Source organism: Streptomyces phaeoluteigriseus, assembly GCF_001896135.2.
GTDB classification, from domain to species: domain Bacteria; phylum Actinomycetota; class Actinomycetes; order Streptomycetales; family Streptomycetaceae; genus Streptomyces; species Streptomyces phaeoluteigriseus.
Genome location: NZ_MPOH02000001.1, coordinates 42,135 through 66,033, shown reverse-complemented (window position 1 = coordinate 66,033; position 23,899 = coordinate 42,135). Strand labels below are relative to the sequence as shown.

Below are 23,899 nucleotides of genomic sequence, written 5' to 3'. Positions count from 1 at the left end.
CGACCGCTGAGTGAACCGGCGCTTCCCGGACCGCTACGGATACTCGGCGGCAGCCGGGCTTCTGCCCCGGTAAGTTGGTGAACTTCGGCTGCGCAAGCTGCCGGAGTCCCAAAGGCGAACGCCCGTGACGAACCTCGCGCCAGCCGTGTCGGCGCAGTCGGCGGATTCGCTGTCGGAAACGGATACGATAAGGCCGAAACTCCTGTTCTCTGGAGACGTGTCCGCCGCAGATCTGGCCGAGAGGGTGACCGCTTCGTGGCTTCGGGGGCGCAGCCTGTTCCGGGAAGCCCCGCCTGGTGGGCGAGCCGCACGCCCGCCCCCGCGTACCGGCGCGGACGGCCCCCGATGGACGTCGGACGGATCGTCGACACGGCTCTGAAACTCATCGACGAGGTCGGCATCCAAGCACTGACGCTGCGGATGCTCGCCGAGGCCCTGGACTCGGGCACGGCCACGCTCTACCGGCACTTCGACGGCAAGGACGAACTCCTCGCACTCGTCGCCGACCGCGTCCTGGGCGAAGTCCGCGTACCGGCCGAGGAACTGGACGGCCTGTCCTGGCGAGAGGCCGTGACCGTGTCGGCGAAGGCCTTCTACGGCACCCTGTGCCGGCACCCCGACGTCCTGCCGCTGCTGGCCGCCCAGGTCCCCGTCGGCCCCAACGGGCTCCGCGCCAGGGAACGGCTCATCACCCTGTTCGTCAGCCACGGGTTCCCGCTCGGCCTGGCCGCCCGTGCCTTCACGGCCATCGGCCACTACGTGATCGGCTTCGCCGTCCAGCAGCACGGCCCGGGGACACCGCCCCCCGAGGAGCAGTCGCAGCTGCGGGACTACTACAGCGCGCTCGACCCCGCCTCGTATCCGGCCACCACGGCCGCGGCCGAGGAGCTGACCTCCGTACCGCTCGACGAGGAGTTCCGGTTCGGTCTCGACCTGCTCCTCGACGGGCTGGAGAAGGCCGTGCTCGACGCGGCGTAGGAGTGTGAGGACGTCACGGGCCCTAAGCCCGGCCGTACGCGTGGTGGCCGGGCGGTCCGGCCGCATGTCTGGTGGCCGGGCGTCGCCGACCGCGCCGCCTCAGCGCCAGCCGATCCACTCGGCCACGGCGCGGCCCATGACGAGCTCCAGGTCGCGGCCCCGCAGCCAGGGCAGTTCCTCCGTGAACATCGTCACCGCCTCCCGCCACGAGCAGTGCAGCCGCGTGATGTCGGTGCCCCAGAACATCCGCTCGGCACCGAACGCGTCGAACACCTGCCGCAGTACGTCGTGGGTGTCGGCGAACGGGTACGGCTCCCTCGCCATGCTCGGTACGCCCGTGGCCTTGACCCGGCGGTGCCCTCGACCCGTCGCAGGCACACATCCGCCACTTCGGTCGCGGCCGAGCGCCAGTCCTCTCCCTCGATCACACGGGCGCGCAGTTCGACGGCGTCCGCGTAGTCGACGCCGTAGCCGGTCATGCGTTCCAGGGAGAACTGGCGCAGTGCGGCCTGCGAGGCGACCGGGAGCCTCGACGTGGCCTCCTCCGTCTCCGCACGGCTGCCCACGAACGTCAAGGTCACGACCTGCGCCGGGCTGCCCCCGGCGGCCTCCTGCCGTGCTGACATCCCTGTAGCTCCTCCTGTTCGGTGTGGCGTTCGGTGTGGCGCGAGTGGTCGGTCCGTGGCGGGTCAGCGCGGGGTGAAGGCCCTGGTCGCGGCGGCGAAGGAGGCCGTCCAGTCCGCCGTGAGGATGCCGCCGACGTACCCGTCGGGCCGGATGAGGATCAGCGCGTCGCCTTCGGTGCCGTTGATGCCGTAGATGTCGGCCAGTCGACCGGTGTGGTCGGTGAGGTGCGCCATGTCGATTCCGCGCCCGCCGCGGACGGCGTAGCGGCGCAGTTCGGCACCTCCGGTGGGCCACGGCAGGTCGGGCAGGGCCGCGGTGGCGTCGGGTCCGAAGGCCAGCACGGTGAAGTGCGGTCCCTGGAGGACGTCGAACAGGCGGCCGGTGCCGGGGGCGGCGCACGGTGCGTCCGGTGCCCGGTCGCCCACGTGGAGGGTCCTGGTGGCCGGGGCGTCGGTGGGGGCGAGCGGACCACCGCGGTAGGTGAGCGAGAGCTGCCGCTCGTCGTCGCCGCGCTTGAGGCCGGCGACACGGTGGTTGCTGAGGTTCCGGTACAGCTCGCTGGACTTGCCGAGGACGCCGGCGGCGATCGGGAGCCGCTCGGCCTCGTAGCTGTCGAGCAGGCTGTCCGGCGCGCCGGCGATCGCCTGGCCGAGCTTCCAGCCCAGGTTGTAGGCGTCCTGCACACCGGTGTTGAGGCCCTGCGCGCCGGCCGGTGTGTGCACGTGTGCGGCATCGCCCGCCAGGAGGACGCGGCCCTTGCGGTAGTGCTCGACGAGCCGGACGTTGGGCCGGAACGCCGAAACCCAGGTGATGTCACGGAGCTTGAGGCCGGTGAGCGAATGGAACCGGTCGGCCAGAGCGGCATGATCGAGGTCCGGCGTGTCACCCGGCTTCAGCCGGATCATCACCTGGAACTGGTCGGAGTGCGGCAGCGGGCACGCTCCCGCGGACGCCCGGGGCCACATGTGCCACCGGCCGCGGGACAGTTGGTCGATCCTGCAGTCGATGATGAGCGTCTTGTCGGAGTCGTCGGTCTCCCCGACGAAGCCGAGACCGGCGGCGGTCCGGACGGCGCTCGCGCCGCCGTCGGCGCCGACCAGGTACTTGCCGCGCACCCGCTCGCCGGTGGAGAGCGTCGCCGTGACGCCGTCGGCGTCCTGCTCGAAGCCCTCCAGAGCGACCCCGTACTCGATGCGCAGCCCGAGGCGCTCGAGCAGGCGGTGCAGGATGGCGTCGGTGCGGTGCTGGGGGAGCAGCAGGATGTTCGGGTAGGGGACGTCGGGGGTCGGCCTGCTGCGCTGCTGCATCTTCCAGGGCGCGGTGACGGGTCCGAGATGGATGCCCGCGAGCGGGTAGGGCCCGCCCTCCGCGTGCGCCTCACGCAGTACGCCGAGGTCCTCGAGGACTTCCTGGGTGCGCGGCTGGATCCCTTTGGCGCGCGAGCCCTCGAAGGCGTGGGGTGCCTTGTCGACGACCCGGACGCGAAGCCCGCGCCGCAGCAGGTCGGCCGCCAGGGTCGAGCCGGTCGGACCGGCTCCGGCGATGAGGACGTCCGTGTCGTGGGTTGGTGTCATGGCGGGGGACCTCGATCGGTTCTTCGGGCGATTGGCTCTGTGGAGAGCGGCGGCGAGCGGCCTGAGCATCTCGCCGCCACGCTTATGGCTACGGCGTAGCCACTTAATTTCGGTTACACCGTATCCGTTTAAAGAGGAGGGGGCAAGCCGCCCACCTCGTCGTGGCTGGGTCAGTGCCGGGTTTCGGCCCCTGTGACACCAGGGGCGCCCCGCGTCCTCAGAAGCCGCTCGCCGGATTCCGGCAGCCGGCCCCGCACGCCTTCGAGATCCGCGCCGAGTATGCGAAAGGCGTGCATACGCCACCGGCCGGCTACCGTCACCGCTTCGATGTTCGCGACGTCGGCGTGCAGCGCCGCGGCGATCGGATCATGAGCGATCGGCCGCCGCCGACGCTCCTCATGGCCGAGGGCGCGCTGGTGGGCCGGCGGGCCGATACGCCCCGGCGAGCCCGCCGTGCGGGTGGGTGAGGTATTGGAGCAGGGTCAACTCGACGCCCACGCATCGCGGCGCGGACTGCCAGATGTGCAGGTGTGCGCAGGTGCGCGTCGACCAGCCCCGGGATGACGATGCGCCCGCAAGGCATCGACGACCTCGGTGTCGTCGGCGCGGGCGTCGGAATCGACGATGTCGCGGTGAGGCCCCACGGCGCAGATGCGGTCGTCGTCGACGAGTGCGTCGATCTGCTCGGCATCGGGTCGACCGGGTGCCAAGGTGGTCATGGGAGACGTGTTGGGAGACGTGTCGGCGCGACGACTGGGCACCGGGGCACTGACGGGAGGAGGACCGGGGGAGAGCGCAAGCCCGCGACGGCCGACCGTCACGCTCACCCGTAGACGGTCAGGGCTGGTCGTACCAGGCGAACGCCGCGATCCGCCAGCCCGCCGAAGTGCGGACGAACTGGATCGTCTTGGTCCCACGTCCCTCGAACGGTTCGCCGTCCAGGATCCCGGACTTGCGGTACTCGCCGAACCGCGACGCGATGTCACCGGCGATGTCGGTCCGTTCGGAGGTCTCCCACTCGGAGAACTCGACCAGCCGACCGTCGGAGAGCAGCCGCTCACGGGGCTCGATGAACTCGTCCACGGTGTACGCCGCGAACTCCGGACCGGTCTTGACGATCACGCCGCCCGGAAGGACGAGCCGACGGATCCGGGCCACGTCGGCAGCCCTGCCGCCCCGGTTGTCGAAGGCTGCGAAGAACTCGGCGGTCACCGCGTCTATCTCGCTCTTGGCCATGGCGCGACAGTAACAGCGAAGAGTGGTCCGACGAGCCCTGGCGAACGGGTGAGTGCCGTCGATGCCACGGGTGTTGGCGGGCCGCCGGAGGGGCGGACCCGAGTGTCGGTGGCGGTTGCCATGATGGGCCCATGAGCAAAGTGATCTCGTACAGCGTCGCTGACGCCCGCCGCGTCGTCGACTTCCTGAGCGCCGGCCAACCGACCGCCGATCAGCAGCGTCTCCTCGGCCACATCCGCAAGTCCTGCGAGCAGCACCAACTCGACCTGGACCGTCAGGACATCGACTACGGACTGACGATCCCCGAGGCCCTGGACCATCTCCTCGCGGGCCGGGCCGACTCGGACGCCTCCTACGCGGGCAACGCCTACTACAGCGCCCTGCAACACATCATCGACAACCACGCCTCCGACCCGTACGACCTGGGCGTCTTCTCCAGGCCGGGCACCTTCTTCGGCCTCCTCGACGACGAACTGCGCCGCCTCGGCGTCCCCACGGAACTGCTCCCGGGCACCTTCCTGTACGCCGGTCCGCCCGACGAGATCCCGTTCCCCATCCCGCACCCGGTCGACGGCTCCCCGGAGATAGGCCGCCTGCCCCTGGACCGCGCCGAGCCGGCGGCGGACGCCTACCGCGCGGTCATGGACCGGGTGGAGGCCGACTTCCGGTTCGAGCTGCAGCAACTCGCCGGAAGCCTCCAGACGGAGCACGACGAGTGGCAGAACGCCCTGCGGCACGGCTGGACGATGGACACGGTGTTCTTCTCCATCAGGGGCTGAGGAGTTCGGCGGCCTTGGCAGTCCGGCAGGTCCGGGGCTTCCATCACGCCCGGCCAGGTCGCGACGGCCGCGTACAGCCGCCGTCGGGCGTGATGCTTCCACGGCGCGGCTCGACGCCGAGGTGCAGGAGGGGCGCGCCGGTGTGGGCGGCCGAGGCCGCGGGGTCCGCCCTCGGACGCGCGGACGACGGGCGATCGATGCCGTCCTCCGCGGCGGACGCTGGAGGGGCCTCACCACACCCGGGCGATAGCGTGGCGGCCATGATGGTGGGCACCGAGGAAACCCGGCTGGTGGTCCTCCGGGGCAACAGCGCGTCGGGGAAGTCGTCCGTCGCGGCCGGACTGCGTGACAGGTTCGGCCGAGGCCTGGCCCTGGTGGGCCAGGACAACCTCCGCCGTATCGTGCTCCGCGAGCGCGACCGGCCCGGGGCGGCGAACATCGGCCTGATCGACCTGACGGCCCGCTACGCCCTCGACGCCGGCTACCACGTCGTCGTCGAAGGCATCCTCCATGCCGACCACTACGGCGACATGCTCGCCCGCCTTCGCGCCGACCACCACGGGCCGACGCACGGCTACTACCTGGACGTGCCGTTCACCGAGACCCTCATCCGGCACGCCACCAAACCCGTCGCCGACGATGTCGACGAGGCCCGACTGCGCGACTGGTACCGGCCGAGCGACCTCCTTCCCGGCGGCACCGAGACCGTCATCGGCGCCGACAGCGCCCTGCCCGAGACGGTCGACCGCATCATGCGCGAAACCGGCCTCGCACAGCTGCCCGCGGTGGACCGGTGAGCGTGTTCAGACGTGGGATCGGTACCCGTGTTCTGGAACCGCCGCACGACCAGGCAGACTCTGCGTGTAGTAGCCCCTTCAACCAAGAGGATGATCCACGCATGTTGACGCTGACCAAAGAAGACGGCCCGGCAGATCTCGACGGAGTGACCCACCTGTCCATAGGAGTCTCCTGGGACCCCACCGCCGGGACCAGCGGCGGCGTCCTGGGCGTTCTCCGCCGGAAGGCGGGCACCGACCTCGACCTGATCGCGGTCGCGATGCAGGGCGCGGACCCGGTGCGCCTGGCGGGTCTCGACTCGCTGGATCCCCTGGGCAACCGTGCCCTGGTCCACAGCGGTGACAACCAGAGCGGGCGTGGAGACGGCGACGACGAGACGGTGACGGTCGAATTCGCGGGCGTCCCGCGCAACGTCACGTCGATCGTGTTCGTCGCTGCCGCCTTCAAGAAGGGCAGTTCCTTCCAGAAGGCCCGCAACATCAGCTTCAAGGTGTACGACGCATCCGGAGGCAGCTCGCAGCAGGTCGCCGACATCTGGCCCAGCCTCCTCACCCAGGACAACGGCTGCGCCGTGGCCAAGGCCGTTCGCGTGGGCGACAGCTGGAAGCTCGAAGTGATCAATGTGACGGGAAAGATCAAGCAGGGTGACGAACACGCCCTGATGCGCTTCGCCGTCAGCAAGTAGTGGTCGCGGCGGGAGGCGGCGCGGATCCGGCAGCAGGTCGCCGTACTGCTGCTGCCGTAGTACCGGCCCCCGGCTGCGGCTGCGGTTGCGCTGCCGTCGAGCCGGCGGGAGGGCGGACGCCGCCGGCCCTGCTGTGCGGACCATCCGCTCTCAGGCGGCGGCAGTCGCGTGTTTGAAGACCTGCCGGTGGTGCCAGCGGATGTGGTCAGGGCCGGGGGAGTGGTGGTGGGGCTGCGCGAGGGGCCGGCCCTGGAGGGTGTGCAAGTACCGTCCCGCCTGGCTGCGGGCCGCGTACAGGGGTGAGATCCGTATGCGGAGTTCGGTGGTGAGACCGAGGGCGCCCAGGTCGAAGAGGGTGTGGTGCAATGCGCACAGGGCGAGGCCGTTGGTGACGGTGTCGGGGCCGTGGTGGCTGTGCCAGCGTATGTGTGCCGCTTCCAGTCCGACGCTGCGGCCGGCCAGGCGGCCGTCGTAGCCGCAGACCGCACACGCATGGCGGTAGGCGTCGAGGACTTCCTCGGCGAAGCCCGCCCGCCGTGCCCGCCGCCGGACAAGGACTTCCCGCAGATCCCCACCCGCGAGGAGCGTCTCCGGCTCCAGACCCAGGGCGTCGCACAGCGGCTGCGTCAACGAAGGGGTGAAGTGCTCCTCCAACAGCAGCCGGACCGCCGATGCCAACGTCGCCGGGTCGGCACAGAGCATCTCCACGGCCGGATGCAGTCGGCCGTGGGCGCCTGCCTTCCTCAGTAGGCCGCCTCGCTCCGCCGTGGACGGCGGAAGTGGCGTGCCCTGCGCGTCGCGCAGGTCCCACAGGGTTCGCTCCAGGTGCACGAACGGCATCGCGGCTCGCTCCAGCGTCCGGGCGGGACTGGCGAGGGCGGGGCCGAAGTCGTTGATGAGCCGGCTGACCGGCCCCTCGGCCTCGGCGTAGGTGACCGCGCTGGAGCCCGACCGGTACAGGCGAGTCAACAGCCACAGCAGCAACAGCGGCTTGTGCGGGGCGCGTTGGCCACCCACCTGCGCGCGACGCAGCGCGGACAGCGCCTGGAGGAGTTCGTCCTGTCTCACGCCCCCACCCTGGCACAGGGGGCGTCTACGGCTGCCGTGCGGGTGCAGTGTCGATGACTCCCACCGAAGCGGAGACGCGCGGGCGCCCGGTCGGCGGCACGGAGGTGCGGCTGCGAACCGCCCACGCCGTCGACCGGAGGAGAGGCAGGTCGCTCTCGTCACCGTCCCGCGTCGAGGTCGAAGACGATGCGGGCCTTGACCTCGCCGCGCAGTACCTCGTCGATGGAGTCGTTGACGGAGGCGAGGGGACGGGTCTCGTAGATGACCTCGGTGCGGCCGGCCGCGTGCAGTTGGAAGACCTCGGCGAGATCCTGTCGGGTGCCGACGATGGAGCCGATGACGGAGGTGCCGTTGAGGACGGTGTCGAAGATCGGCACCTGGATGGTGCCGTGCGCGGGCAGGGCGACCATGACGAGCTTGCCACCGCGCCGCAGGCCGGCGTTGACGGCGGCGAACGCGGACTCGTTGACGGCGAGGGCGATCGCGGCGTGGGCGCCGCCGTGCCGCTTCAGCACCTCGGCCACGTCCTGCTTGCGGGCGTCGATGACAAGGTCCGCGCCCAGGTCGGCGGCCAGTCGGAGCTTGTCGTCGGTGACGTCGATCGCGGCGACAGTGGCGCCGGCGATCTTCGCGTACTGCACGGCCAGGTGGCCGAGTCCGCCGATGCCGGAGATCGCGAGGAGCTGGCCGGGCCGTACGTCGGCGACCTTGAGGGCCTTGTACGTGGTGACGCCGGCGCAGGTCAGAGGAGCGGCCTCCGCCGCGGAGATGCCGTCGGGCACCGGCTGGGCGAAGTCGGCCCAGGCGAGCATCTTCTCGGCGTATCCGCCGTCACAGCCGTAGCCGGTGTTGATCTGCTGCTCGCAGAGCGTCTCCCACCCGGACAGGCAGTGCTCGCACCGCCCGCACGCCCGGCCCAGCCAGGGCACGGCGACCCGCTGACCGACGGACAGGTGGGTGACGCCCTCTCCGAGCTTCTCGACCAGACCGACGCCCTCGTGACCGGGCACGAACGGCGGGCTGGGCTTGACCGGCCAGTCGCCGTGCGCGGCGTGGATGTCGGTGTGGCAGAGCCCGGACGCCTCCACCCGGACACGGACCTGGCCGGGGCCCGGCTCGGGGTCCGGACGCTCCTCGATGACAAGGGGCTCACCGAACGCTCGTACGACCGCTGCCTTCATGGCTCCCTTCTCCTCTGTGCAGATGCTTGCGTGGCGTCAGTCGTGGGCGACGACGGCTACGGGGGCGGTGGAGTGGTGCAGCACCGCGTGCGTGACCGGGCCGATATGCGTGCCGAACGGGTTGCGGCGTATCCGGCGGCCCACGACGACGAGGGAGGCTTCTCGGGCGGCGTCCAGCACGCGGTCGGCGGCGGTGCCCGTGCGGGAGATCTCGACGACCTCGACATCCGGGTACTTCGTGCGCCAGGGACGCAGCAGGTCCGCGAGGGCGGCGGCTTCCTGCCTGCCCAGTTCGGCGCCGATCTCGGGCGCGGCGGGCAGGCTGTAGACGTAGTACGGCGCCAGCGTCCAGGCGTGCACGACGTGCAGGGCGGTGTCGCGGCGGGCGGCCTCCTCGAAGGCGAAGGCGAGGACGCTGTCGTCGGGCCTCACCACGTCCACGCCGAGCACGACCGGACGGTACGGGGCCGCCGCCGACGGGATGCCGGCCGGATCCATGACGTGCTCGTCCGCTGCCTGCTCTCCGGCCCGGACGAGTATCACCGGGACGTCGGTGTGCGCGACCACGGACAGGCCGACGGACCCGACCAGGAACCCGCCGAGCCCGCTCAGGGCGCGGGAGCCGAGGACGAGCAGTTCGGCGTCCTTCGCGGCGTCCGCCAGCACGTCGGAGGGCGTGCCGGTCAGTTGCCGCTGGGTGATCTCGACGCCGAGGTGGCGCAGCCGAAGGCCTTCGGCCGTCTCACGCGGGATGCGTTCGCTCCAGTGCTGCCGGGTCTCGGCGCCCAGCAGCGGCGCCTGGGCCATCGGTTCGGGGACGGGCTGCCAGACGTGCACGAGCGTCAGCGGCAGGCCGCGGAGCTTCGCCTCGCGGGCTGCCCATTCCGCGGCGGCACGGCTCTCGGACGAACCGTCGATCCCGGCGACAACAGTGCGGACCATGATTTTCTGCCTCCTGAAGTGGGCTTCTCCATCCAGCTTGGGGGGAGCGGACGAGTCCGGTGCAGGGGCCGCAGGTCCCCCGCCGGGGCCGACCGGCCCTGTCGCGCGGTCCCGGCCGCCGCGGTCGCAGCCGTCAACACCTTCAGGCGTACTCGACGGGGGCAGCTGAGCAGGATCGGGCACGTGGGGGCGACACCCCGGGGCGCCCTGTGGTGCGGAGCAGGGCCGAACCGCCCGGTGGTGCGGAGCAGGGCCGAACGGCCCGCTGTCGGCTCCCGTACGGCCCAAGACCGCTCCGTGAACCGGACGGGAGTCCGGCACAGCATCCGGGAAGCACCGGACACGCAGAACTCATCGGGGAGGACGGCGGACGACATGACCGTACGCGTCGGCGTCAACGGATTCCGCCGCATCGGACGCAACTACCTGCCGGGCGGGCTGGAGCGTGCGGAGACAGGTAGCGGAACACCCGTGGAGGTGGTGGCTGACCAGGTGGTGCTCGACGGCCCGCACAAGGACCTGCGTCGCGGCCGCAGCGCCGCGGTCAACATCGCTCTTCGGCTGGTACGACGACGAATGGGGCTGCACCAACCGCCTGCTCGACCTCACCGAGTACGTCGCCGCGCGCCTGCCACGCCTCTGACGACCAGCCCGACGGCTTCCCACCGCGACGAAACGACCCCGTATCCTCCTTTGGCGCCGACCGCTACCGTCGCAGACAGCGGGCGCAGCGGTAGACGGCAGGCCGGAGGCGGAGAGGGGGAGGAGAACGGGTGGTAGGCACCGAGGGTGAGCAGGCCCGGATCAGGCTGCCCCAGCTGCGACTGGACGAGCTCCTGGAGGAGTTGCAGGCGCGCCTGGACGCGGCCCGTGGCACCAGGGACCGGGTGCACAGCCTGCTGGAGGCCGTGCTCTCGGTGGGCAGGGAGCTCGACCTGGAACAGGCTCTGCACAGCATCGTGGAGGCCGCCGCGGCCCTCGTGGACGCGGAGTACGCCGCGCTCGGCGTGATCGGTCCGGACGGGCGGCGGCTGTCGGCGTTCCACACGGTCGGGGTCGGTGAGGAACAGATCGCCCGCATCGGTCCGTACCCGGAGGGGCACGGCATCCTCGGGGAGCTGATCCGTCACCCCGAGCCCCTCCGGCTGGCGAAGCTCTCCACGCACCCCGCCTCCTACGGCTTCCCGGCGAACCATCCGCCGATGAACTCCTTCCTCGGCGTCCCCATCCGAGTACGCGACCAGGTCTTCGGCAATCTCTACCTGACCGAGAAGCGCGGCGGGCTGCAGTTCGACGAGGAGGACGAGGCGGTGCTGTCGACGCTGGCCGTCGCGGCCGGTGTCGCCATCGACAACGCGCGGCTGTACGAGGACTCCCGGCTGCGTGAGCGCTGGCTCCATGCCAACGCCGAGATCACCCACCGTCTGATGTCCGGCAGCGATCAGGGCGACGTCCTCGCCCTGATCGCCGAACAGGCACGGGAGATCACCGGCGCGGCGCTCGCCGTGGTGGCGATACCGATGGAGGGCACCGACTCGCTGGCGGTGGAGCTGGCCATCGGCCTGCAGGCGGAAGCCCACCGTGGGCTCGTACTGCCGCTGGAGGGCGGTCTCATCGGCCAGGCCTTCGCCCAGGACACGCCGGTGACCAGTGCGGACGTCGCTCGCGACGACCGGATCTCGGCGGGCCCGCCGCGGTTCACCGGCCTGGGCCCGGCCGTGGCCATCCCGATCGGCTCCGGTGAGAGCGCCCGCGGCGTGGTGCTGCTCGTCCGGAAGGCGGGCGGCAGCGAGTTCACCGAGAAGGAGATGGCACCGCTGCGGGGCTTCGCCGCCCAGGCCGCCGTCGCCATGGAGCTGGCCGAGCGTCGTCGGGACGTCGAGCAGATCGTTCTTCTGGAGGACCGCGACCGGATCGCCCGGGATCTTCATGACCTGGCGATTCAGCGGCTGTTCGCCACCGGCATGACGTTGCAGAGCGCGGGCCGCTTCATCGAGCACCCGGGTGCTTCCGAGCGTGTGCTGAGGGCGGTGGACGACCTCGACGAGACGATCAAGATCATCCGTTCGACGATCTTCGGTCTGCGCACCCGCGGCGACGAAGCGGCGCCCGGCCTGCGGGCCCGAGCGGTACGCGTGGTCGGAGAAGCCGCGCCTGTCCTGGGTTTCGCCCCCAGCGTCCGCATGGAGGGCCTGCTGGACACCCACGTCCCGAAGGAGACCACCGACCACATCGTGGCGGTGCTGTCCGAGTCCCTGACGAACATCGCCCGACATGCCGGCGCCGACCGAGCCGAAGTCGTGCTGGAGACGGACGGCAACGAGGTGCGCCTCACGGTGTCCGACAACGGTGTGGGCATCCCTGCCGAAGGCCGCCGCAGTGGCCTCGCCAACATGGCCGAACGGGCCGCGAAGCTCGGCGGGAACATGGAACTCGCCCACCGCGAGGGTGGGGGCACCCGGCTCGTGTGGCATGCCCCGGTGCGGGAGTCGGAGACTCCGACGGCCGGCTGACCGTGACCCGACGGCGTGCCCGCCCGGAAGAGAACCGTTCCGGACCAGTCCGCCCCGTCGGCCGAGCGGACAGGCTTGTCGGACCTGACTGCGACGACGGGTCACCATTTCGCGCGTCAGCCTCCGGGGCGGCCCACTCCACTCCGCGCGGAGCCGCGCGGCGCGGCCGGTCCGTGGGGGCACGTCTTCCAGCTCCCCGGGCAGCGGCCCGACGCCCCGCTTCGAGCCGCTGCCGCATCTCACCCCGGGATGCTGCGCGGAAATCCCGTCGAGAAGTCGCACTCGACGTCGACGACGCCCTCGATGGCGCGCACCAGGCGGGCGGCGACGGGAATCGACGACGTGTCGCGGACGTGGCCGGTGAGGGTCACCACACCGTCCCGCACCACCACGCCCAACGGCTCGGCCGGGGCGGGGAAGAGGGTGCCGATCACCTCTCGTCGGACTTCCCCGGCGAGGTCCTCGTCCGTCCGCAGGAAGACCTTCAGCAAGTCCGCCCGGCTCACCAGGCCGTCGAGAACGCCTTCGGCGTTGACGACGGGCAGCCGCTTGACCTTGCGCTGGGCCATGATGCGGGCGGCCTGGGCAAGGGTGGCATCGGCGTGGACGGTCACGGCCGGGGTGCTCATCAGCTCTCCGGCGGTCAGCGCGCCCGCCTTGGCGAGGTCGGCCAGTCGACTTCGCTGCGTGAACCGGTCGGGGTCGTCGTCACGGAACTCCTCCTTGGGCAGCAGGTCCGCCTCGGAGACCACGCCGACGACCCGGCCCTCGTCCTCGAGCACCGGCAGGGCGCTGACCTTCCACTCCTCCATGAGCTGGACGATGTCCTTGAAGCGCGCGTCGCGACCCACCGCAACGACCGTGTGTGTCATGACGTCGCTGACGATGTGCGGACCGGTGGACACGATGAACTCCTCCGAGTGTCGAGGTCGGGGTCGGGGTCGGGGTCGTTGGCCGGGTGGCCGGGTGGCCGGGTGGCCGGGTGGCCGGGTGGCTCTCGTGCGTCGACGAGGCGCCCTGGCTGTCAGACGCTGCCGCTGCCGTACGGGGCGTACAGGTCGAGCAGGCGGACGCGGGCGGACTGCAGCCGGTGGGCGACGACCCGGCCGACCCACACGGCGATCGCGCGGCCGAACTCCGGATGGGCGGCGCATATCGCCCGCACGGCGTCCGCGTCGAACTCGTACGCCCGCACCGGAGTGGCCGCCTCGGCGCCCAACTGCCACCGGTAAGGCGGGAAGTGCCAGGACCAGCCGACCAGTTCGCCGTGACCCAGCGACTCGATGACCGGGGCGCGACGGCCGGGTACCCGGAGATCGAGGGCGACGGCCCCGGTCCTGATGATCCAGAACCGCTCGGCGTGGCGTCCCTCCTCGAACAGGCGGGTCCCCGCGTCGAAGGAGACCTCGCGGGCGCTCCGCATCAGCTGTTCACGGTGTTCGATCGGAAGGCCGGCGGCCAGTGTGGTGGAGGTCATCGTCCCGGTTCCCTTCTTTCCTCCGGCCGCAGGCGGCCGACGTGTGGGTCGAACGGAGCGCGCTCCCGCCGCCGGCGGTCGGACCGACCCGTGCCCTGGCGGGTGCGCGTGCCCGGCGGCGAGTCGCCATGGCAACTCCGCTGATTCCAGCCTGTGCCCGTCGGCCCGCGGGGGCCACGGGCCGCAAGGCCCTCATGAGGGCCCTTCGGCCCTGTCAAGGTCCCACCCCGCCCTGGTCGTGCAGCCCGTCCCCGCACACACCGCCGGCTCGCGCCTCGGCGTGCGCCCGCTGTCAGGCCGCCGACCGGGCCCCGCACACACCGCCGGCTCGCGCCCGTTGTCAGGCCGCCGGACCGGCGGGCAGCCACAGATCGGGACCGAAGACCTCGTAGCGGATGCTCCGTGCCGGGACCCCGGCGCGCAGGAGCTGGGCGCGGACCTCGCGCATGAACGGCAGCGGTCCGCACAGGAACACCGAGGAGTCCGCGGGCACCTCGATGCCGTCGAGGTTCATCAGGCCTTCGCGGGCATCCGGGTCCTCCGTGCCCGGACGCTCGTACCAGAACACGGCGCGGGCGTTCGGCAGCCGCTCGACGAGTCGACGGGTGTCGGCGCGCAGGGCGTGGTCGGCGGGGGAGCGGTCGGCGTGCAGGACCAGCACGGGCCGGGTCGATCCCAGGGCCTGGAGATGGGCCAGGATGCCGGCCATGGGGGTGCCGCCGATGCCCGCGGAGACCAGCGTGACCGGGGCGGTGGCGTCGGCCGGGTCGTCGAGGAAGACATCGCCGAACGGCGCGGAGAGAACCAGTTCGTCGCCCTCGCGGACCTGCTCGTGAAGCAGGCCAGAGACCTCGCCGTCCGGGGTCCCGGCGGTGCCGGCCACACGTTTGACGGTGATCCGCCGCAGGTCCCCGCCCGGGTCGGAGGACAGACTGTACTGGCGCAACTGGTGGACGCCGTCGGTCATCCGGACCCGGACGCTCACGTACTGGCCCGCACGTGCGCGCGGCGCCGGCCGGCCATCGGCGGGACGGAGCAGGAAGGACACCACGTCCGGGGTCTCGACCCGGCGCTCGACCACCGTCCACCGTCGCCACACCTTGCCGGGCTCCACACCCGCGTCCTGGTAGAGGCGGGCCTCACGGCCGATCAGGGCGCCGGCCATCAGCCAGTAGACCTCGTCCCAGGCGGCCGCCACCTCGGGGGTGACGGCGTCGCCGAGGACCTCGGCCATCGCGCCGAAGAGGTACTTGTGCACGATGGTGTACTGGTCGTCGGTGACACCGACGGCGGCGTGCTTGTGCGCGATGCGGTCCAGCAGAGTGTCCGGGCGGGTGTCCGGGTCGTCGACAAGCGCGGTCGCGAACCCGGCGATCGAACCGGCGAGGGCACGGCGCTGGGCCCCGCTGGCCTGATTGCCGCGGTTGAACATGCCGTCGAGCAGTTCGGGCCGGTCACGGAACATCGCGCCGTAGAAACGAGTGGTGATCTCGTCGAGTGCGCCGCCCACGGCGGGCAGGGTCGCACGGATCACGGCGGCGGATTCTGCGGACAGCATGAAGCCTCCCGGGCAGGGGGATGAGGTGGGAAGTGCGGCCCATCGCATCGGGCGGCACCTTCTGTGTACCAGGCACCGGACCGTGTTTCGGCGCTGTTTCACGCCCTGGACGAACCAGGGCCGAACGCCCTGCCGATTCGGGCACATCGGCCCCGCACCCCGCTGCGGCACAGGGCCGAACGGCACCGGAACCACCACCCTCTCGGCCCTGCCCGCGCCACCTGTCCCAGGCGCCCGGCCGGCGTGGGACGCACGCAGGGACGGATGGACGGCCTACCGGTCGTGGCACCACGTCCGATACGCGGCCACGGCTGTCGGCAGGGTGGGGAGACACGGTCGCCGCCCACGTCGCGTACACCACGAGCGCCCCACGGGCCCCCGCGGGAGTCCGCGCGAGCAGTGGGCTCATGAACAGCAGGACGGACAGCAAGCCCGCCCCCGCGACCAGCGCGTACGCCTGACCGCTCGCACCGGCCGAGGAGGCCGGCGCGGTGCGGCCGGCGCTGCTGCTCACCGGGAAGCAGTGCGGCTCACCGGGAAGCCGTGCAGTGCACCGGCACCGAGGTTGGCCGCGCCCAGGGTGAGGAACTCCTGGTTGGCGTCGAGCCCGGGACCCTCGCCGTCGCACCGGCTGAGGAGTCCCGCGCGGTGAGGATGAAGTCGGTGTAGCCGACCAGGAGGACGCCCGACGCGGGGAGCAGAAGTTGTGGCAGTTCGGCCAGGTCCGCACGGCGGTGCTCGGCAGTCCCGACGGGATGCCGCCGATCACCTCGACGCCGAAGCGGTCGTCGAGATCGAACACGGACACAGCCGCCGTGCCGGACACCACGACGAGCAGGGAACCACCGACGAGCAGGGGACCGGCTGCGGACGTCCCTGACGATGTGGACGTGCGCCGGCGCACCGTCGAGGGCCACGCCCGGCAGGTGCTGGTCGACGCCTCGCACGGGGTCGGCCCGCTGGTTGTCGGGGCCGCTCGTCATGAGAGGGCACTTCGGGCTGCAGGTCGGCAGGGTCGCCCACGCGGCCCTGCACCGCTCCGGCTGCCCGGTGGCCGTCGTGCCGCACGACGCCTGACAGGGCGGATCAGAGGCTCGCCGCGTGATCGGGGACGTACGTCTGCAGATCGCGCGGTGAGCGCTCGTAACCGGTCGACGACGGCCGGGGCGGCAGCTCGAGCACCGGAGGGGGCACCTCGCGGTACGGCACGGAGTCCAGGAGATGGGCGATCATGTTGAGCCGGGCCCGGCGCTTGTCGTCGCTCTCCACGACGAACCACGGCGCCTCGGCGATGTCGGTGTGCACCATCATCTCGTCCTTGGCCCGGGAGTAGGCCTCCCAGCGGGTGATCGACTCCAGGTCCATCGGGGACAGCTTCCACCGGCGCAGCGGATCCTCCAGCCGGCGCCGGAAACGGTCCTGTTGCTCGGTGTCGCTCACCGAGAACCAGTACTTGCGCAGCAGGATCCCGTCCTCGATCAGCATCCGCTCGAAGGTCGGGCACTGCCGCAGGAACAGCTGGTACTCCTCCTTGGTGCAGAAGCCCATCACGTGCTCGACACCGGCCCGGTTGTACCAGGAACGGTCGAACAGGACGATCTCCCCGGCGGCCGGCAGATGCTCCACATACCGTTGGAAGTACCACTGGGTGCGCTGGCGCTCGCTCGGCTTGGGCAGTGCAGCGATCCGCGCCACGCGCGGGTTGAGGTGCTCGGCGACCCGCTTGATGGTGCCGCCCTTGCCTGCCGCGTCCCGGCCTTCGAACACCACCACCAGCCGCGCACCCTCGGCGCGCACCCACTCCTGCAGCTTCACCAACTCCGTCTGGAGACGCAGCAGTTCTCGCTCGTACGCCGCACGGGGTACCTTCGCCGCCGTTTTGCCGGTCATGCCGCCTCCTTCGCCCGAGTCCCTGCGTCGATGATCCCGCACACAGGGACGTTCGGCCCGCTGTCCGGGGTCTTGCAGCCCCTCTGACGGAGGTTCGCGACGCGGCACATTGAAAGCGCAACGAGAGTCCACCACGACCGGCGCCTCACCCTCCCCGAAAGGGATGAGCATCATGGCACTTCACAACCACCCGCAGCGGCACCTGGGAATGGGCTTCCGGTCCCTGGCCCGGACCTCGACGGCTCCCGCCTCAGCCTCCGCCGGTGAGGCGACCGCCGTGGCCACGGCGACCCAGGCGTACGTGTTCGCCGGGCTTCGCCTCCTGACCGGGTTCGTGTTCCTTTGGGCCTTCCTGGACAAGACCTTCGGCCTCGGCTACGCCACCGGCTCCGGCAAGGGCTGGATCGACGGCGGCTCGCCCACCAAGGGCTTCCTCGGCGGTGTGGCCGTCGGCCCGATGGAGTCCACCTTCCACGCCTGGGCCGGCGCGGCCTGGGCGGACTGGCTCTTCATGCTGGGCCTGCTCGGCATCGGGCTCGCCCTGATCGCGGGCATCGGCCTGCGGCTCGCCGCGGTCGCCGGCACCGCGATGATGGCGCTCATGTGGATCGCGGCGTGGCCGCCGGCCAAGCACCTCTCCGACGGGTCGGCGAGCATGTCGACGAACCCGTTCGCCGACTACCACCTCGTCTACGCCGTCGTCCTCATCCTGCTTGCGGCAGTGGGCGCCGGGGACACCTGGGGTCTGGGCAGGGCCTGGGCGCGCCTGCCCTTCGTCAGCCGCAACCGCTGGCTGATGTGAGGCCGCACGTTCGTCCGGACCGAAGCGCCTCCGCACACCGTCGGAGGCGCTTCCGGTCGTTCGTGCACCGTGCGCCGGGTGCGGCAGGCCCGGAGGGGACAATCGTCAGAGACGAGTAGGGCCGAACGGCCCTGGCCCTTCGGCCCGGGATCCAGCAGGATCTGCACTGGACAAGCCCGGTACCGCCCGTTCGGGCGAGGTCCGGCGCGGAACGCGAACGATGCGGTACGAGACGCAGAGCAGGGAGTATTCGATGGCGGACGGCGAGCAGTCCGGACCCGGTAGTCCGATCCGGGTCTTCCTGCTGGACGATCACGAGGTGGTTCGGCGCGGAGTGCACGACCTGCTCGACGATGAGCCGGACATCACCGTCGTCGGCGAGGCCGCCAATGCCGCCCAGGCTCTGGTGCGTGTGCCCGCCCTGCGCCCCCAGGTCGCCGTGCTCGACGTGCGCCTGCCGGATGGTGACGGTGTGACGGTGTGCCGCGAGCTTCGCTCCCGGATGCCGGACCTCGCCTGCCTGATGCTCACCTCGTTCGACGATGAGGAGGCACTGCTGGACTCGATCATGGCGGGCGCCTCCGGCTACGTCCTGAAGCAGATCCAGGGCTCGGACCTGGTGTCGGCCGTGCGTACGGTGGCCGCCGGCCAGTCCCTGCTCGATTCCAGCGCCACCGCCAAGCTGATGGCACGCCTGCGCCAGGGTCAGGAACCGGATACGGCACCGGAGCCCGACGCCCTGCCGGGCCTGACGGAGCGGGAGCGGGAGATCCTGGCCCTGATCGGTGAGGGACTCACCAACCGCCAGATCGGTCAGCGGCTGTACCTGGCGGAGAAGACGGTGAAGAACCACATCTCCCGGCTGCTCGCCAAGCTCGGTGTCGAGCGGCGGGTCCAGGCGGCCGTGATCGCCACCCAGGCCCAGGGCCGGCTCAGGCACGAAGGCCGCTGAGGCCGCCCGGGAGAGTCGTGGAGCCGGAGGTCTCGCGGCTCGACCGCGGCACAGCACCTTGCCTCCCGCACCGGCCGCGCGAAGGTGAAGGGGCAGACCGACCCCGGCCCGGGGACCAGGGGACGTCGCGGGACCCGCTCCGCGTGATCCGTGCCGGGAAGGGACACCGACGGTGCGCCGGAAGGCACCCCGTGTCGACGACCCGGGGTATCCGGCCGTTCGGACGGGTGTCACCCGGCGACGTGCGAGGAGGATGCCCTGGCAGAGCGACCGCTGGAGCCGAAGACCGTGAGCACGCTGGAGGCCGGGGCCACCGCAGCGCCTTCCATGCACAACGCGCAACCCTGGCGCCTCCGCTACTGGGCGGCGAGCGGGTCCTGCTGCGGCCGATCAGGAGCGGGCCATGCCGAGGTGAGTGCACCGAGGCGTGGGCCACAGGCCTGGCGCACGGGAGCTACGAGGCGCACCTCACCGGGCTCCGTGCGTGCCCTTGAGTTCCCGTCCGGTGACGATCCCGGACTCGATCCGTACCAACACGGCGTCACGCAGGGGCATCCAGGACGTGGGACCGGAGTGCGACAGCCGTTCGTGCTCGGCGAGGTCGGTCACGAGGGTGGCCCGTCCGGTGACGACGACGCTCCAGCCGGACTGGGTCGTCGCGTCGAACTCGTCGGCTTCGAAGGCGACCACGACGCCGTCGATGGCCCTGATGAGGTCGGAGTCCGGTGAAGTGCGCAGCAGCACCGAGAGGTCGGTGTCCAGGCAGAAGTTGATGGGGAGGACCGCGGGCAGTGCCTGCCGTGTGTAGACCACGCGGCCGACCGGTGCCTCGGCCAGCAGGCGTAGGCACTCCTGCCGGTCGAGTGCGCGGAAGGCGTCGTTCTGGGACATCGCTCCATCGTTCCCGTCGCCGTGGCCCGGGGATAGGGCCGACCGGCCCTGTCCCCACCCGCCGGAGGGCCACGTGGAGGGCGGCGTGGAGGCCGGCCGGGTCCCAGGGCGCCCGAGGGAAGCCCCTCTGTCCGCCGGTAGAGACCCTTGGTCCGGGTCTCCCCGGATGGCAGCCTTTGACCGGCTGACCGGCTGACCGGCTGACCGGCTGACCGGCTGACCCGGCTGACCGGCTGACCGGCTGACCGGCTGACCGCAAGCCGACAGCCGTGTAGGGGGGCGTGGTGGTGAAGGGGGACAGTGTCCCCGGGCCTCACCTATAGCCTGCAGGGACGATCGTTCGGCTGAAGCCCTGCAGAGCCTTTCGCCGCGTAGGCGACCGCCCTTCACAACCACACCCTTCGTTCGTCGCAGCCCCTGCCCCGGTGTTTCCTCACCGGGGCAGGGGCTGCTCGTGTGTCCGGGTCCGGTGTGCGTGACCGGGCTGGGGGTGTTGTGCCGGTCATCGACGACGACTACGCGCACCTCGACCTGGACGAGACCGACCTCGCGCCCGTGGAGTACGACCAGGAGAAATTCCCCTCGCTTTCGCTGGGGAAGCAGCACGCGCTGCTGAGGGTGCCGCGGACGGTCGCCGTGGAGGGTGCTGGCCCGGTCGCGGCCGAACCAGACGGGGTGTCCGACGAGACCGCCTCGCGCATTCCGTCGGAGGGAGAACCGACTTCCCGGCCGCCGGCCCTCTGCGTGCGGGCGACTTCAGCCCTGCGCCTGAGAGTCGGGCGCGCGCTGGTAGGTGAGGAAGAGAACGCCGCTCTCGAGTGTGGTGTGGTCGGTGAGCTGCCACAGGTGGGGGGCGAAAGCTGTCTTGCGGGAGAACAGGGGTATGCCGTCGCCGATGGTGAGGGGGCTGAGCTTGACGATCAGCTGGTCGATCACCGGATAGAGGGCGCCCGCCAGTTCTGCTCCGCCGAGCAGCCAGATGTCCTTGCCGTCCTCCCGCTTGAGTTCACGGACCTTCGCCGCGGGATCGTCGGCGACGAGCTCCACGGCCGGGCCGGGCGCCTCGGTGAGCGTCCGTGAGAAGACGAGGTGGCGCAAATGCGGATAGGCGTCCGTGACTCCGGCCGTCAGGCCGATCTCGTAACTCCTGCGGCCCTCCAGGACGGTGTCGAAATGGGTGCTCTCCGCCGTGATGCCCAGTGCCTCGCGGGCCCCGGCGGGCAGGGTCTCGGGGTACGTGGTGGCCAGGTGCTGGACGTAGTCCGGCGCTATCGGCCAGAAGCCGTCGGGGCCGGTGGGGTCCGCGCCGTCCGGGCCGGCGATGAAGCCGTCGAGGCTGGAGGCGATGAAGTACACGAGCTTGCGCATGAATGCCCTTCGTGGAGCGGTCGTCTTGTCTGTGATGCCGGGGGGTCACGTCGTGGGGGAGGCCCACTCCACGAACTGGACGACGACGCCGTTGGGGTCGGTGATCTGGAAGAGGCGTTCGCCCCACGGCTCTTCACGCAGCGGCATGGTGATGTCGACGCCCGCGGCCCGGAGTCTGTCCTCTTCATGGGCGATGCCGCTGTCAAGGGTGAACGCGAGGATGAGCCCACGGGCGCGCTCATCGCGCTGATCGCTCGGCAGAATCTCCATGCCGCGGCGCAGCAGGACGACGTCGGCTGCGGCGTCGGGACGGCTCAGCGAGGAAAAGCCGTCGGCGGCCATGCGCTCCTCGTAGCCGAGGTGGGTGGTGAAGAAGGAGCGGGACGCGGCCACGTCGTCGACGGTGAGGGAGACGGTGGAAGCGGTGATCTGCACGCGGGTTCCTTCGGGTCGGGGTGCGAGGAGCAAACTTACGTTGGTTGTAACATTAGGTCGAAGGCAAGGAAGAAGTCAATATAATTTTGCTACGAGAGTAAGATTGCCCCATGAGTATCGAGAGCACAGGGCTGCGCGAGTCGAAGAAGCGCGAGACCCGGCAGCTGATCTCCGACCACGCCACCCGCCTCTTCATGGCGCAGGGCTTCGAGTCGACGACCATCGCGGAGATCGCCAACGCCGCCCGCGTCGCGAAGAAGACCGTGACCAACTACTTCCCGCGCAAGGAGGACATGGCCTTCGACCACCAGGACGCGTTCGTGGCGAGTCTGGCCCAGGCCGTGGCCGCCCGCCTCGTCGGGGAATCCGCCCTCGGGGCGCTGCGCCGTACCTTCGAGGCGGGCGTCGCCGCCCAGGACCCGGTCATCGGCTTCGCGGGCGCGGACTTCTCCCGGATGATCCACGAGAGCCCGACTCTCTCCACCTGCCTGCGTACGCTGCACGACCGGCGCGAAGAAGTACTCGCCGCAGCCCTCGCAGAGGCCACAGGTTCCTCCCCCGACGACATCACGGCGCACACCGCCGCGGCCCTCCTCGCGGCGGTACACCGCGTCCTGTTTCGCCGCATCCAGGAGCTGACCCTCGCCGGCCGCACGAACGACGAGATCGCCGCAGTCGTCGCGCACGAGGCTGCCGACGCCTTCCGACTCCTCGAACCGGCCCTCGGGCACTACGCCGTGGCATGAGCGCAGCCTCCAAGGGCCGGGAACGGCGCTCGGGACCGGGCGATCGCCCTGCATGAGGGTGGGGCAATGCGGGCCGGCCATGCCGAGCGGAGCGACAGCAGTTACAGGGACGGGTCCTGGGGTGGCCGACGGCGGCGCCCCACGCCTGGATGACAGAAGGGGTCATGCACCACTGGCAGAGTGGGCTGCCGCCACGGCCGTATCACTGGGTTTGCGCTGGCAGGTGGCGCACGGGCCGACCTGGCTGCCCAGGCGGACCAGTGCGGACGGGTCGAGTGCCGCTTCCAGGTGCCGCTCGACCTTCGCAGGCGCGGGCACTCCTTCGGTCGGCCGGCCATGGGGAACGGTGTTGCCGCGCTGCGGTGAACGGCGTCGAGGAAGCAACCGAAGACGCCGGGGCGACCGTGCCCAGCTTCCCTGCCGCGCCCTGCCGGTGAGTGTCATTCCGTCGGCGTGCCGATCCGAAGCCGGTTGCCGTCAGGGTCGCGCAGCTCGATCTCACGCGCCCACGGAGCGTCCTTCGCCTGCACACCGAACTCGGAGGCGATGGCCTCGACGTCACGAACGCGGAGGTACACCAACGTGCCGGGGCGGGCATCTCCCTTGTGCTCCGACAAGAACAACCGCACCCCGCCCCGGGCGACCTCGACGAACGCGGGAAGTCCCGGTTCGAAGCGGTGTTCCCACTGCTTGGCGAAACCCAGTCGTTCGTACCACGCGATCGCCGCCGCAGCGTCCTCGACGCGAAGAATGGGAATCACTTCCTCGTCCATGGCGCCATCGTCGCAGACCACCCGGGGCGAACGTTGCCTGATGCGGCACTAGCAGTGATAGCCATCAGGGCACTCGGCGAGCAGTACACCGAAGACCCAGAAGAAGAGGACCGGCACGCTGGACACCGCTCCCATGATGGCGAAGCGCCGGCGAGCCCGCCGCCGACGCCCGATGAGCGCCACCACGAACCCCACAGCAGGCGCGACCACCGCACTGCCCAGAGCAGCCAACCCGAATATCCTGCCGAACTCCTCCCGCACCTCCGGAAACCCCATCGCACGAGCGATCACAGGGGTCAGCAAGAGAAGGGGAGCAGCCACCCACCAGCACGACAATCCCGTGATCACACGGTCCACCCCGGACGGCATCCGGCGATCAGGCGGCACATCGCCGGACCGCGGGTCCGGACTGACACTGAGAGATGACATGCCTGAACCATAGGCAGTCCCGTGGGCCAGCAGCACTTTTCGGCGGAGGTTGCGCCGGGGTCTTTGACACTCAACTCAATCCGCGGGTCGCGACGCTGGCAGTCCTCGCGACGAGTGCGGGCCAGGCGACGCTGGCGGTGTACGCCGCCCAGACAGCGCCGGCCGCCCAGCGCCCCACGGCGATCGGTCTGTTCAAC

The 23,899-nt window shown here is 70.9% G+C and carries 25 protein-coding genes and 4 pseudogenes; 12 read left to right on the top strand and 17 right to left on the bottom strand.

The genetic code is table 11. The features are described from left to right. Positions 1-345: 345 nt before the first annotated feature. Positions 346-978, top strand: coding sequence for a TetR/AcrR family transcriptional regulator (locus BM536_RS00315; RefSeq protein WP_073491483.1), 633 nt, complete (start codon positions 346-348; stop codon positions 976-978). Between the two features lie 99 nt (positions 979-1,077). Here BM536_RS00315 and BM536_RS00310 read toward each other — a convergent pair whose 3' ends face one another. The 4 genes from BM536_RS00310 to BM536_RS00300 all read right to left on the bottom strand — a co-directional run bounded on the left by BM536_RS00310 (position 1,078) and on the right by BM536_RS00300 (position 4,415). After that, the gene (locus tag BM536_RS00310; RefSeq protein WP_073491482.1) at positions 1,078-1,302 is read right to left on the bottom strand and encodes a hypothetical protein; all 225 of its coding nucleotides are present in this window, start codon (positions 1,300-1,302) and stop codon (positions 1,078-1,080) included. A gap of 365 nt (positions 1,303-1,667) precedes the next feature. Further along, positions 1,668-3,179, bottom strand: a complete 1,512-nt coding sequence (locus tag BM536_RS00305) for an FAD-dependent monooxygenase (RefSeq protein WP_073491481.1) — start codon at positions 3,177-3,179, stop codon at positions 1,668-1,670. A 482-nt stretch (positions 3,180-3,661) separates the two neighbouring features. Next, positions 3,662-3,898, bottom strand: coding sequence for a hypothetical protein (locus BM536_RS40125; RefSeq protein ID WP_143650721.1), 237 nt, complete (start codon positions 3,896-3,898; stop codon positions 3,662-3,664). Between the two features lie 118 nt (positions 3,899-4,016). Then, entirely contained in the window at positions 4,017-4,415 is a 399-nt protein-coding gene (locus BM536_RS00300; RefSeq protein ID WP_073491480.1) for a nuclear transport factor 2 family protein, read from the bottom strand. A 131-nt stretch (positions 4,416-4,546) separates the two neighbouring features. On the opposite strand from BM536_RS00300, the gene BM536_RS00295 reads away from it, so the two are divergent. The 3 genes from BM536_RS00295 to BM536_RS00285 all read left to right on the top strand — a co-directional run bounded on the left by BM536_RS00295 (position 4,547) and on the right by BM536_RS00285 (position 6,677). Then, positions 4,547-5,194 carry a DUF7691 family protein gene (locus tag BM536_RS00295; protein WP_073491479.1) on the top strand — a complete coding sequence of 216 codons (648 nt, stop codon included), beginning with the start codon at positions 4,547-4,549 and terminating at the stop codon, positions 5,192-5,194. 263 nt (positions 5,195-5,457) lie between these two features. Next, positions 5,458-5,991: a P-loop NTPase family protein gene (locus BM536_RS00290; RefSeq protein WP_073491506.1), complete on the top strand. Its 534-nt coding sequence runs from the start codon at positions 5,458-5,460 to the stop codon at positions 5,989-5,991. Between the two features lie 101 nt (positions 5,992-6,092). Beyond that, entirely contained in the window at positions 6,093-6,677 is a 585-nt protein-coding gene (locus BM536_RS00285) for a TerD family protein (RefSeq protein WP_073491478.1), read from the top strand. Positions 6,678-6,827: 150 nt separating this feature from the next. Here BM536_RS00285 and BM536_RS00280 read toward each other — a convergent pair whose 3' ends face one another. From BM536_RS00280 to BM536_RS00270, 3 genes are all read right to left on the bottom strand, one after another. Further along, positions 6,828-7,745: a phosphorothioated DNA-binding restriction endonuclease gene (locus tag BM536_RS00280; RefSeq protein ID WP_073491477.1), complete on the bottom strand. Its 918-nt coding sequence runs from the start codon at positions 7,743-7,745 to the stop codon at positions 6,828-6,830. Positions 7,746-7,903: 158 nt separating this feature from the next. Beyond that, positions 7,904-8,926, bottom strand: a complete 1,023-nt coding sequence (gene adhP / locus BM536_RS00275; RefSeq protein WP_073491476.1) for an alcohol dehydrogenase AdhP — start codon at positions 8,924-8,926, stop codon at positions 7,904-7,906. Between the two features lie 36 nt (positions 8,927-8,962). After that, positions 8,963-9,868, bottom strand: a complete 906-nt coding sequence (locus tag BM536_RS00270) for a universal stress protein (protein WP_073491475.1) — start codon at positions 9,866-9,868, stop codon at positions 8,963-8,965. A gap of 375 nt (positions 9,869-10,243) precedes the next feature. Here BM536_RS00270 and BM536_RS44615 point away from each other — a divergent pair. The 3 genes and pseudogenes from BM536_RS44615 to BM536_RS00260 form a co-directional block, all read left to right on the top strand. Further along, positions 10,244-10,354, top strand: a pseudogene (locus BM536_RS44615) (type I glyceraldehyde-3-phosphate dehydrogenase); the annotation flags it as partial. Continuing rightward, positions 10,314-10,511, top strand: a complete 198-nt coding sequence (locus tag BM536_RS42065; RefSeq protein WP_245873186.1) for a hypothetical protein — start codon at positions 10,314-10,316, stop codon at positions 10,509-10,511. The pseudogene BM536_RS44615 and the gene BM536_RS42065, both read left to right, overlap by 41 nt. 130 nt (positions 10,512-10,641) lie before the next feature. Next, on the top strand, positions 10,642-12,381 hold the full coding sequence (locus BM536_RS00260) for a sensor histidine kinase (protein WP_094102337.1): 1,740 nt from the start codon (positions 10,642-10,644) through the stop codon (positions 12,379-12,381). Between the two features lie 239 nt (positions 12,382-12,620). Here BM536_RS00260 and BM536_RS00255 read toward each other — a convergent pair whose 3' ends face one another. The 4 genes and pseudogenes from BM536_RS00255 to BM536_RS42060 all read right to left on the bottom strand — a co-directional run. After that, positions 12,621-13,286, bottom strand: a complete 666-nt coding sequence (locus tag BM536_RS00255) for a CBS domain-containing protein (protein WP_211362788.1) — start codon at positions 13,284-13,286, stop codon at positions 12,621-12,623. A 119-nt stretch (positions 13,287-13,405) separates the two neighbouring features. Next, entirely contained in the window at positions 13,406-13,858 is a 453-nt protein-coding gene (locus BM536_RS00250; RefSeq protein ID WP_094102336.1) for a cyclic nucleotide-binding domain-containing protein, read from the bottom strand. Between the two features lie 340 nt (positions 13,859-14,198). Next, a complete protein-coding gene (locus tag BM536_RS00245; RefSeq protein WP_094102335.1) occupies positions 14,199-15,416 on the bottom strand; it encodes a globin domain-containing protein in 1,218 nt (405 codons plus the stop codon). A 349-nt stretch (positions 15,417-15,765) separates the two neighbouring features. Beyond that, positions 15,766-16,266 (bottom strand): annotated as a pseudogene (locus BM536_RS42060) (SulP family inorganic anion transporter); the annotation flags it as partial. 19 nt (positions 16,267-16,285) lie between these two features. On the opposite strand from BM536_RS42060, the pseudogene BM536_RS00235 reads away from it, so the two are divergent. Next, a pseudogene (locus BM536_RS00235) lies at positions 16,286-16,493 on the top strand (universal stress protein); the annotation flags it as partial. A gap of 9 nt (positions 16,494-16,502) precedes the next feature. Here BM536_RS00235 and ppk2 read toward each other — a convergent pair. After that, positions 16,503-17,306 carry a polyphosphate kinase 2 gene (ppk2, locus tag BM536_RS00230; RefSeq protein WP_073491472.1) on the bottom strand — a complete coding sequence of 268 codons (804 nt, stop codon included), beginning with the start codon at positions 17,304-17,306 and terminating at the stop codon, positions 16,503-16,505. Between the two features lie 172 nt (positions 17,307-17,478). Between ppk2 and BM536_RS00225 the strand changes: the two genes are divergently transcribed. Continuing rightward, entirely contained in the window at positions 17,479-18,108 is a 630-nt protein-coding gene (locus BM536_RS00225) for a DoxX family membrane protein (RefSeq protein WP_073491504.1), read from the top strand. 253 nt (positions 18,109-18,361) lie between these two features. Next, the gene (locus BM536_RS00220) at positions 18,362-19,060 is read left to right on the top strand and encodes a response regulator (protein ID WP_073491503.1); all 699 of its coding nucleotides are present in this window, start codon (positions 18,362-18,364) and stop codon (positions 19,058-19,060) included. Between the two features lie 468 nt (positions 19,061-19,528). Here BM536_RS00220 and BM536_RS00215 read toward each other — a convergent pair whose 3' ends face one another. Then, on the bottom strand, positions 19,529-19,951 hold the full coding sequence (locus tag BM536_RS00215; RefSeq protein WP_073491471.1) for a pyridoxamine 5'-phosphate oxidase family protein: 423 nt from the start codon (positions 19,949-19,951) through the stop codon (positions 19,529-19,531). Between the two features lie 456 nt (positions 19,952-20,407). Between BM536_RS00215 and BM536_RS44610 the strand changes: the two are divergent. After that, positions 20,408-20,650 (top strand): annotated as a pseudogene (locus tag BM536_RS44610) (DUF6417 family protein); the annotation flags it as partial. Positions 20,651-20,707: 57 nt separating this feature from the next. Here the strand turns inward: BM536_RS44610 and BM536_RS00210 are convergent. Then, positions 20,708-21,319, bottom strand: a complete 612-nt coding sequence (locus BM536_RS00210; protein ID WP_073497179.1) for a dihydrofolate reductase family protein — start codon at positions 21,317-21,319, stop codon at positions 20,708-20,710. Positions 21,320-21,364: 45 nt separating this feature from the next. Further along, positions 21,365-21,754 (bottom strand): VOC family protein, encoded by a 390-nt coding sequence (locus BM536_RS00205; RefSeq protein ID WP_073497177.1) that lies wholly within the window; start codon positions 21,752-21,754, stop codon positions 21,365-21,367. A gap of 110 nt (positions 21,755-21,864) precedes the next feature. Between BM536_RS00205 and BM536_RS00200 the strand changes: the two genes are divergently transcribed. Next, a complete protein-coding gene (locus tag BM536_RS00200; RefSeq protein ID WP_073497175.1) occupies positions 21,865-22,500 on the top strand; it encodes a TetR/AcrR family transcriptional regulator in 636 nt (211 codons plus the stop codon). A gap of 440 nt (positions 22,501-22,940) precedes the next feature. Here the strand turns inward: BM536_RS00200 and BM536_RS00195 are convergent, their stop codons facing one another. Together BM536_RS00195 and BM536_RS00190 are read right to left on the bottom strand one after the other, a co-directional pair. After that, positions 22,941-23,273 (bottom strand): glyoxalase superfamily protein, encoded by a 333-nt coding sequence (locus tag BM536_RS00195; RefSeq protein WP_073497173.1) that lies wholly within the window; start codon positions 23,271-23,273, stop codon positions 22,941-22,943. Positions 23,274-23,321: 48 nt separating this feature from the next. Continuing rightward, entirely contained in the window at positions 23,322-23,702 is a 381-nt protein-coding gene (locus BM536_RS00190; RefSeq protein WP_245873185.1) for a hypothetical protein, read from the bottom strand. Positions 23,703-23,899 lie beyond the last annotated feature (197 nt).

Bases quoted from the DNA above. Each gene is read 5' to 3' on its own strand.
- BM536_RS00315 (WP_073491483.1), top strand. From the start codon at position 346: ATGGACGTCGGACGGATCGTCGACACGGCTCTGAAACTCATCGACGAG.
- BM536_RS00310 (WP_073491482.1), bottom strand. From the start codon at position 1,302: ATGGCGAGGGAGCCGTACCCGTTCGCCGACACCCACGACGTACTGCGG.
- BM536_RS00305 (WP_073491481.1), bottom strand. From the start codon at position 3,179: ATGACACCAACCCACGACACGGACGTCCTCATCGCCGGAGCCGGTCCG.
- BM536_RS40125 (WP_143650721.1), bottom strand. From the start codon at position 3,898: ATGACCACCTTGGCACCCGGTCGACCCGATGCCGAGCAGATCGACGCA.
- BM536_RS00300 (WP_073491480.1), bottom strand. From the start codon at position 4,415: ATGGCCAAGAGCGAGATAGACGCGGTGACCGCCGAGTTCTTCGCAGCC.
- BM536_RS00295 (WP_073491479.1), top strand. From the start codon at position 4,547: ATGAGCAAAGTGATCTCGTACAGCGTCGCTGACGCCCGCCGCGTCGTC.
- BM536_RS00290 (WP_073491506.1), top strand. From the start codon at position 5,458: ATGGTGGGCACCGAGGAAACCCGGCTGGTGGTCCTCCGGGGCAACAGC.
- BM536_RS00285 (WP_073491478.1), top strand. From the start codon at position 6,093: ATGTTGACGCTGACCAAAGAAGACGGCCCGGCAGATCTCGACGGAGTG.
- adhP (WP_073491476.1), bottom strand. From the start codon at position 8,926: ATGAAGGCAGCGGTCGTACGAGCGTTCGGTGAGCCCCTTGTCATCGAG.
- BM536_RS00270 (WP_073491475.1), bottom strand. From the start codon at position 9,868: ATGGTCCGCACTGTTGTCGCCGGGATCGACGGTTCGTCCGAGAGCCGT.
- BM536_RS00250 (WP_094102336.1), bottom strand. From the start codon at position 13,858: ATGACCTCCACCACACTGGCCGCCGGCCTTCCGATCGAACACCGTGAA.
- BM536_RS00245 (WP_094102335.1), bottom strand. From the start codon at position 15,416: ATGCTGTCCGCAGAATCCGCCGCCGTGATCCGTGCGACCCTGCCCGCC.
- ppk2 (WP_073491472.1), bottom strand. From the start codon at position 17,306: ATGACCGGCAAAACGGCGGCGAAGGTACCCCGTGCGGCGTACGAGCGA.
- BM536_RS00225 (WP_073491504.1), top strand. From the start codon at position 17,479: ATGGCACTTCACAACCACCCGCAGCGGCACCTGGGAATGGGCTTCCGG.
- BM536_RS00220 (WP_073491503.1), top strand. From the start codon at position 18,362: ATGGCGGACGGCGAGCAGTCCGGACCCGGTAGTCCGATCCGGGTCTTC.
- BM536_RS00215 (WP_073491471.1), bottom strand. From the start codon at position 19,951: ATGTCCCAGAACGACGCCTTCCGCGCACTCGACCGGCAGGAGTGCCTA.
- BM536_RS00210 (WP_073497179.1), bottom strand. From the start codon at position 21,319: ATGCGCAAGCTCGTGTACTTCATCGCCTCCAGCCTCGACGGCTTCATC.
- BM536_RS00200 (WP_073497175.1), top strand. From the start codon at position 21,865: ATGAGTATCGAGAGCACAGGGCTGCGCGAGTCGAAGAAGCGCGAGACC.
- BM536_RS00195 (WP_073497173.1), bottom strand. From the start codon at position 23,273: ATGGACGAGGAAGTGATTCCCATTCTTCGCGTCGAGGACGCTGCGGCG.
- BM536_RS00190 (WP_245873185.1), bottom strand. From the start codon at position 23,702: ATGTCATCTCTCAGTGTCAGTCCGGACCCGCGGTCCGGCGATGTGCCG.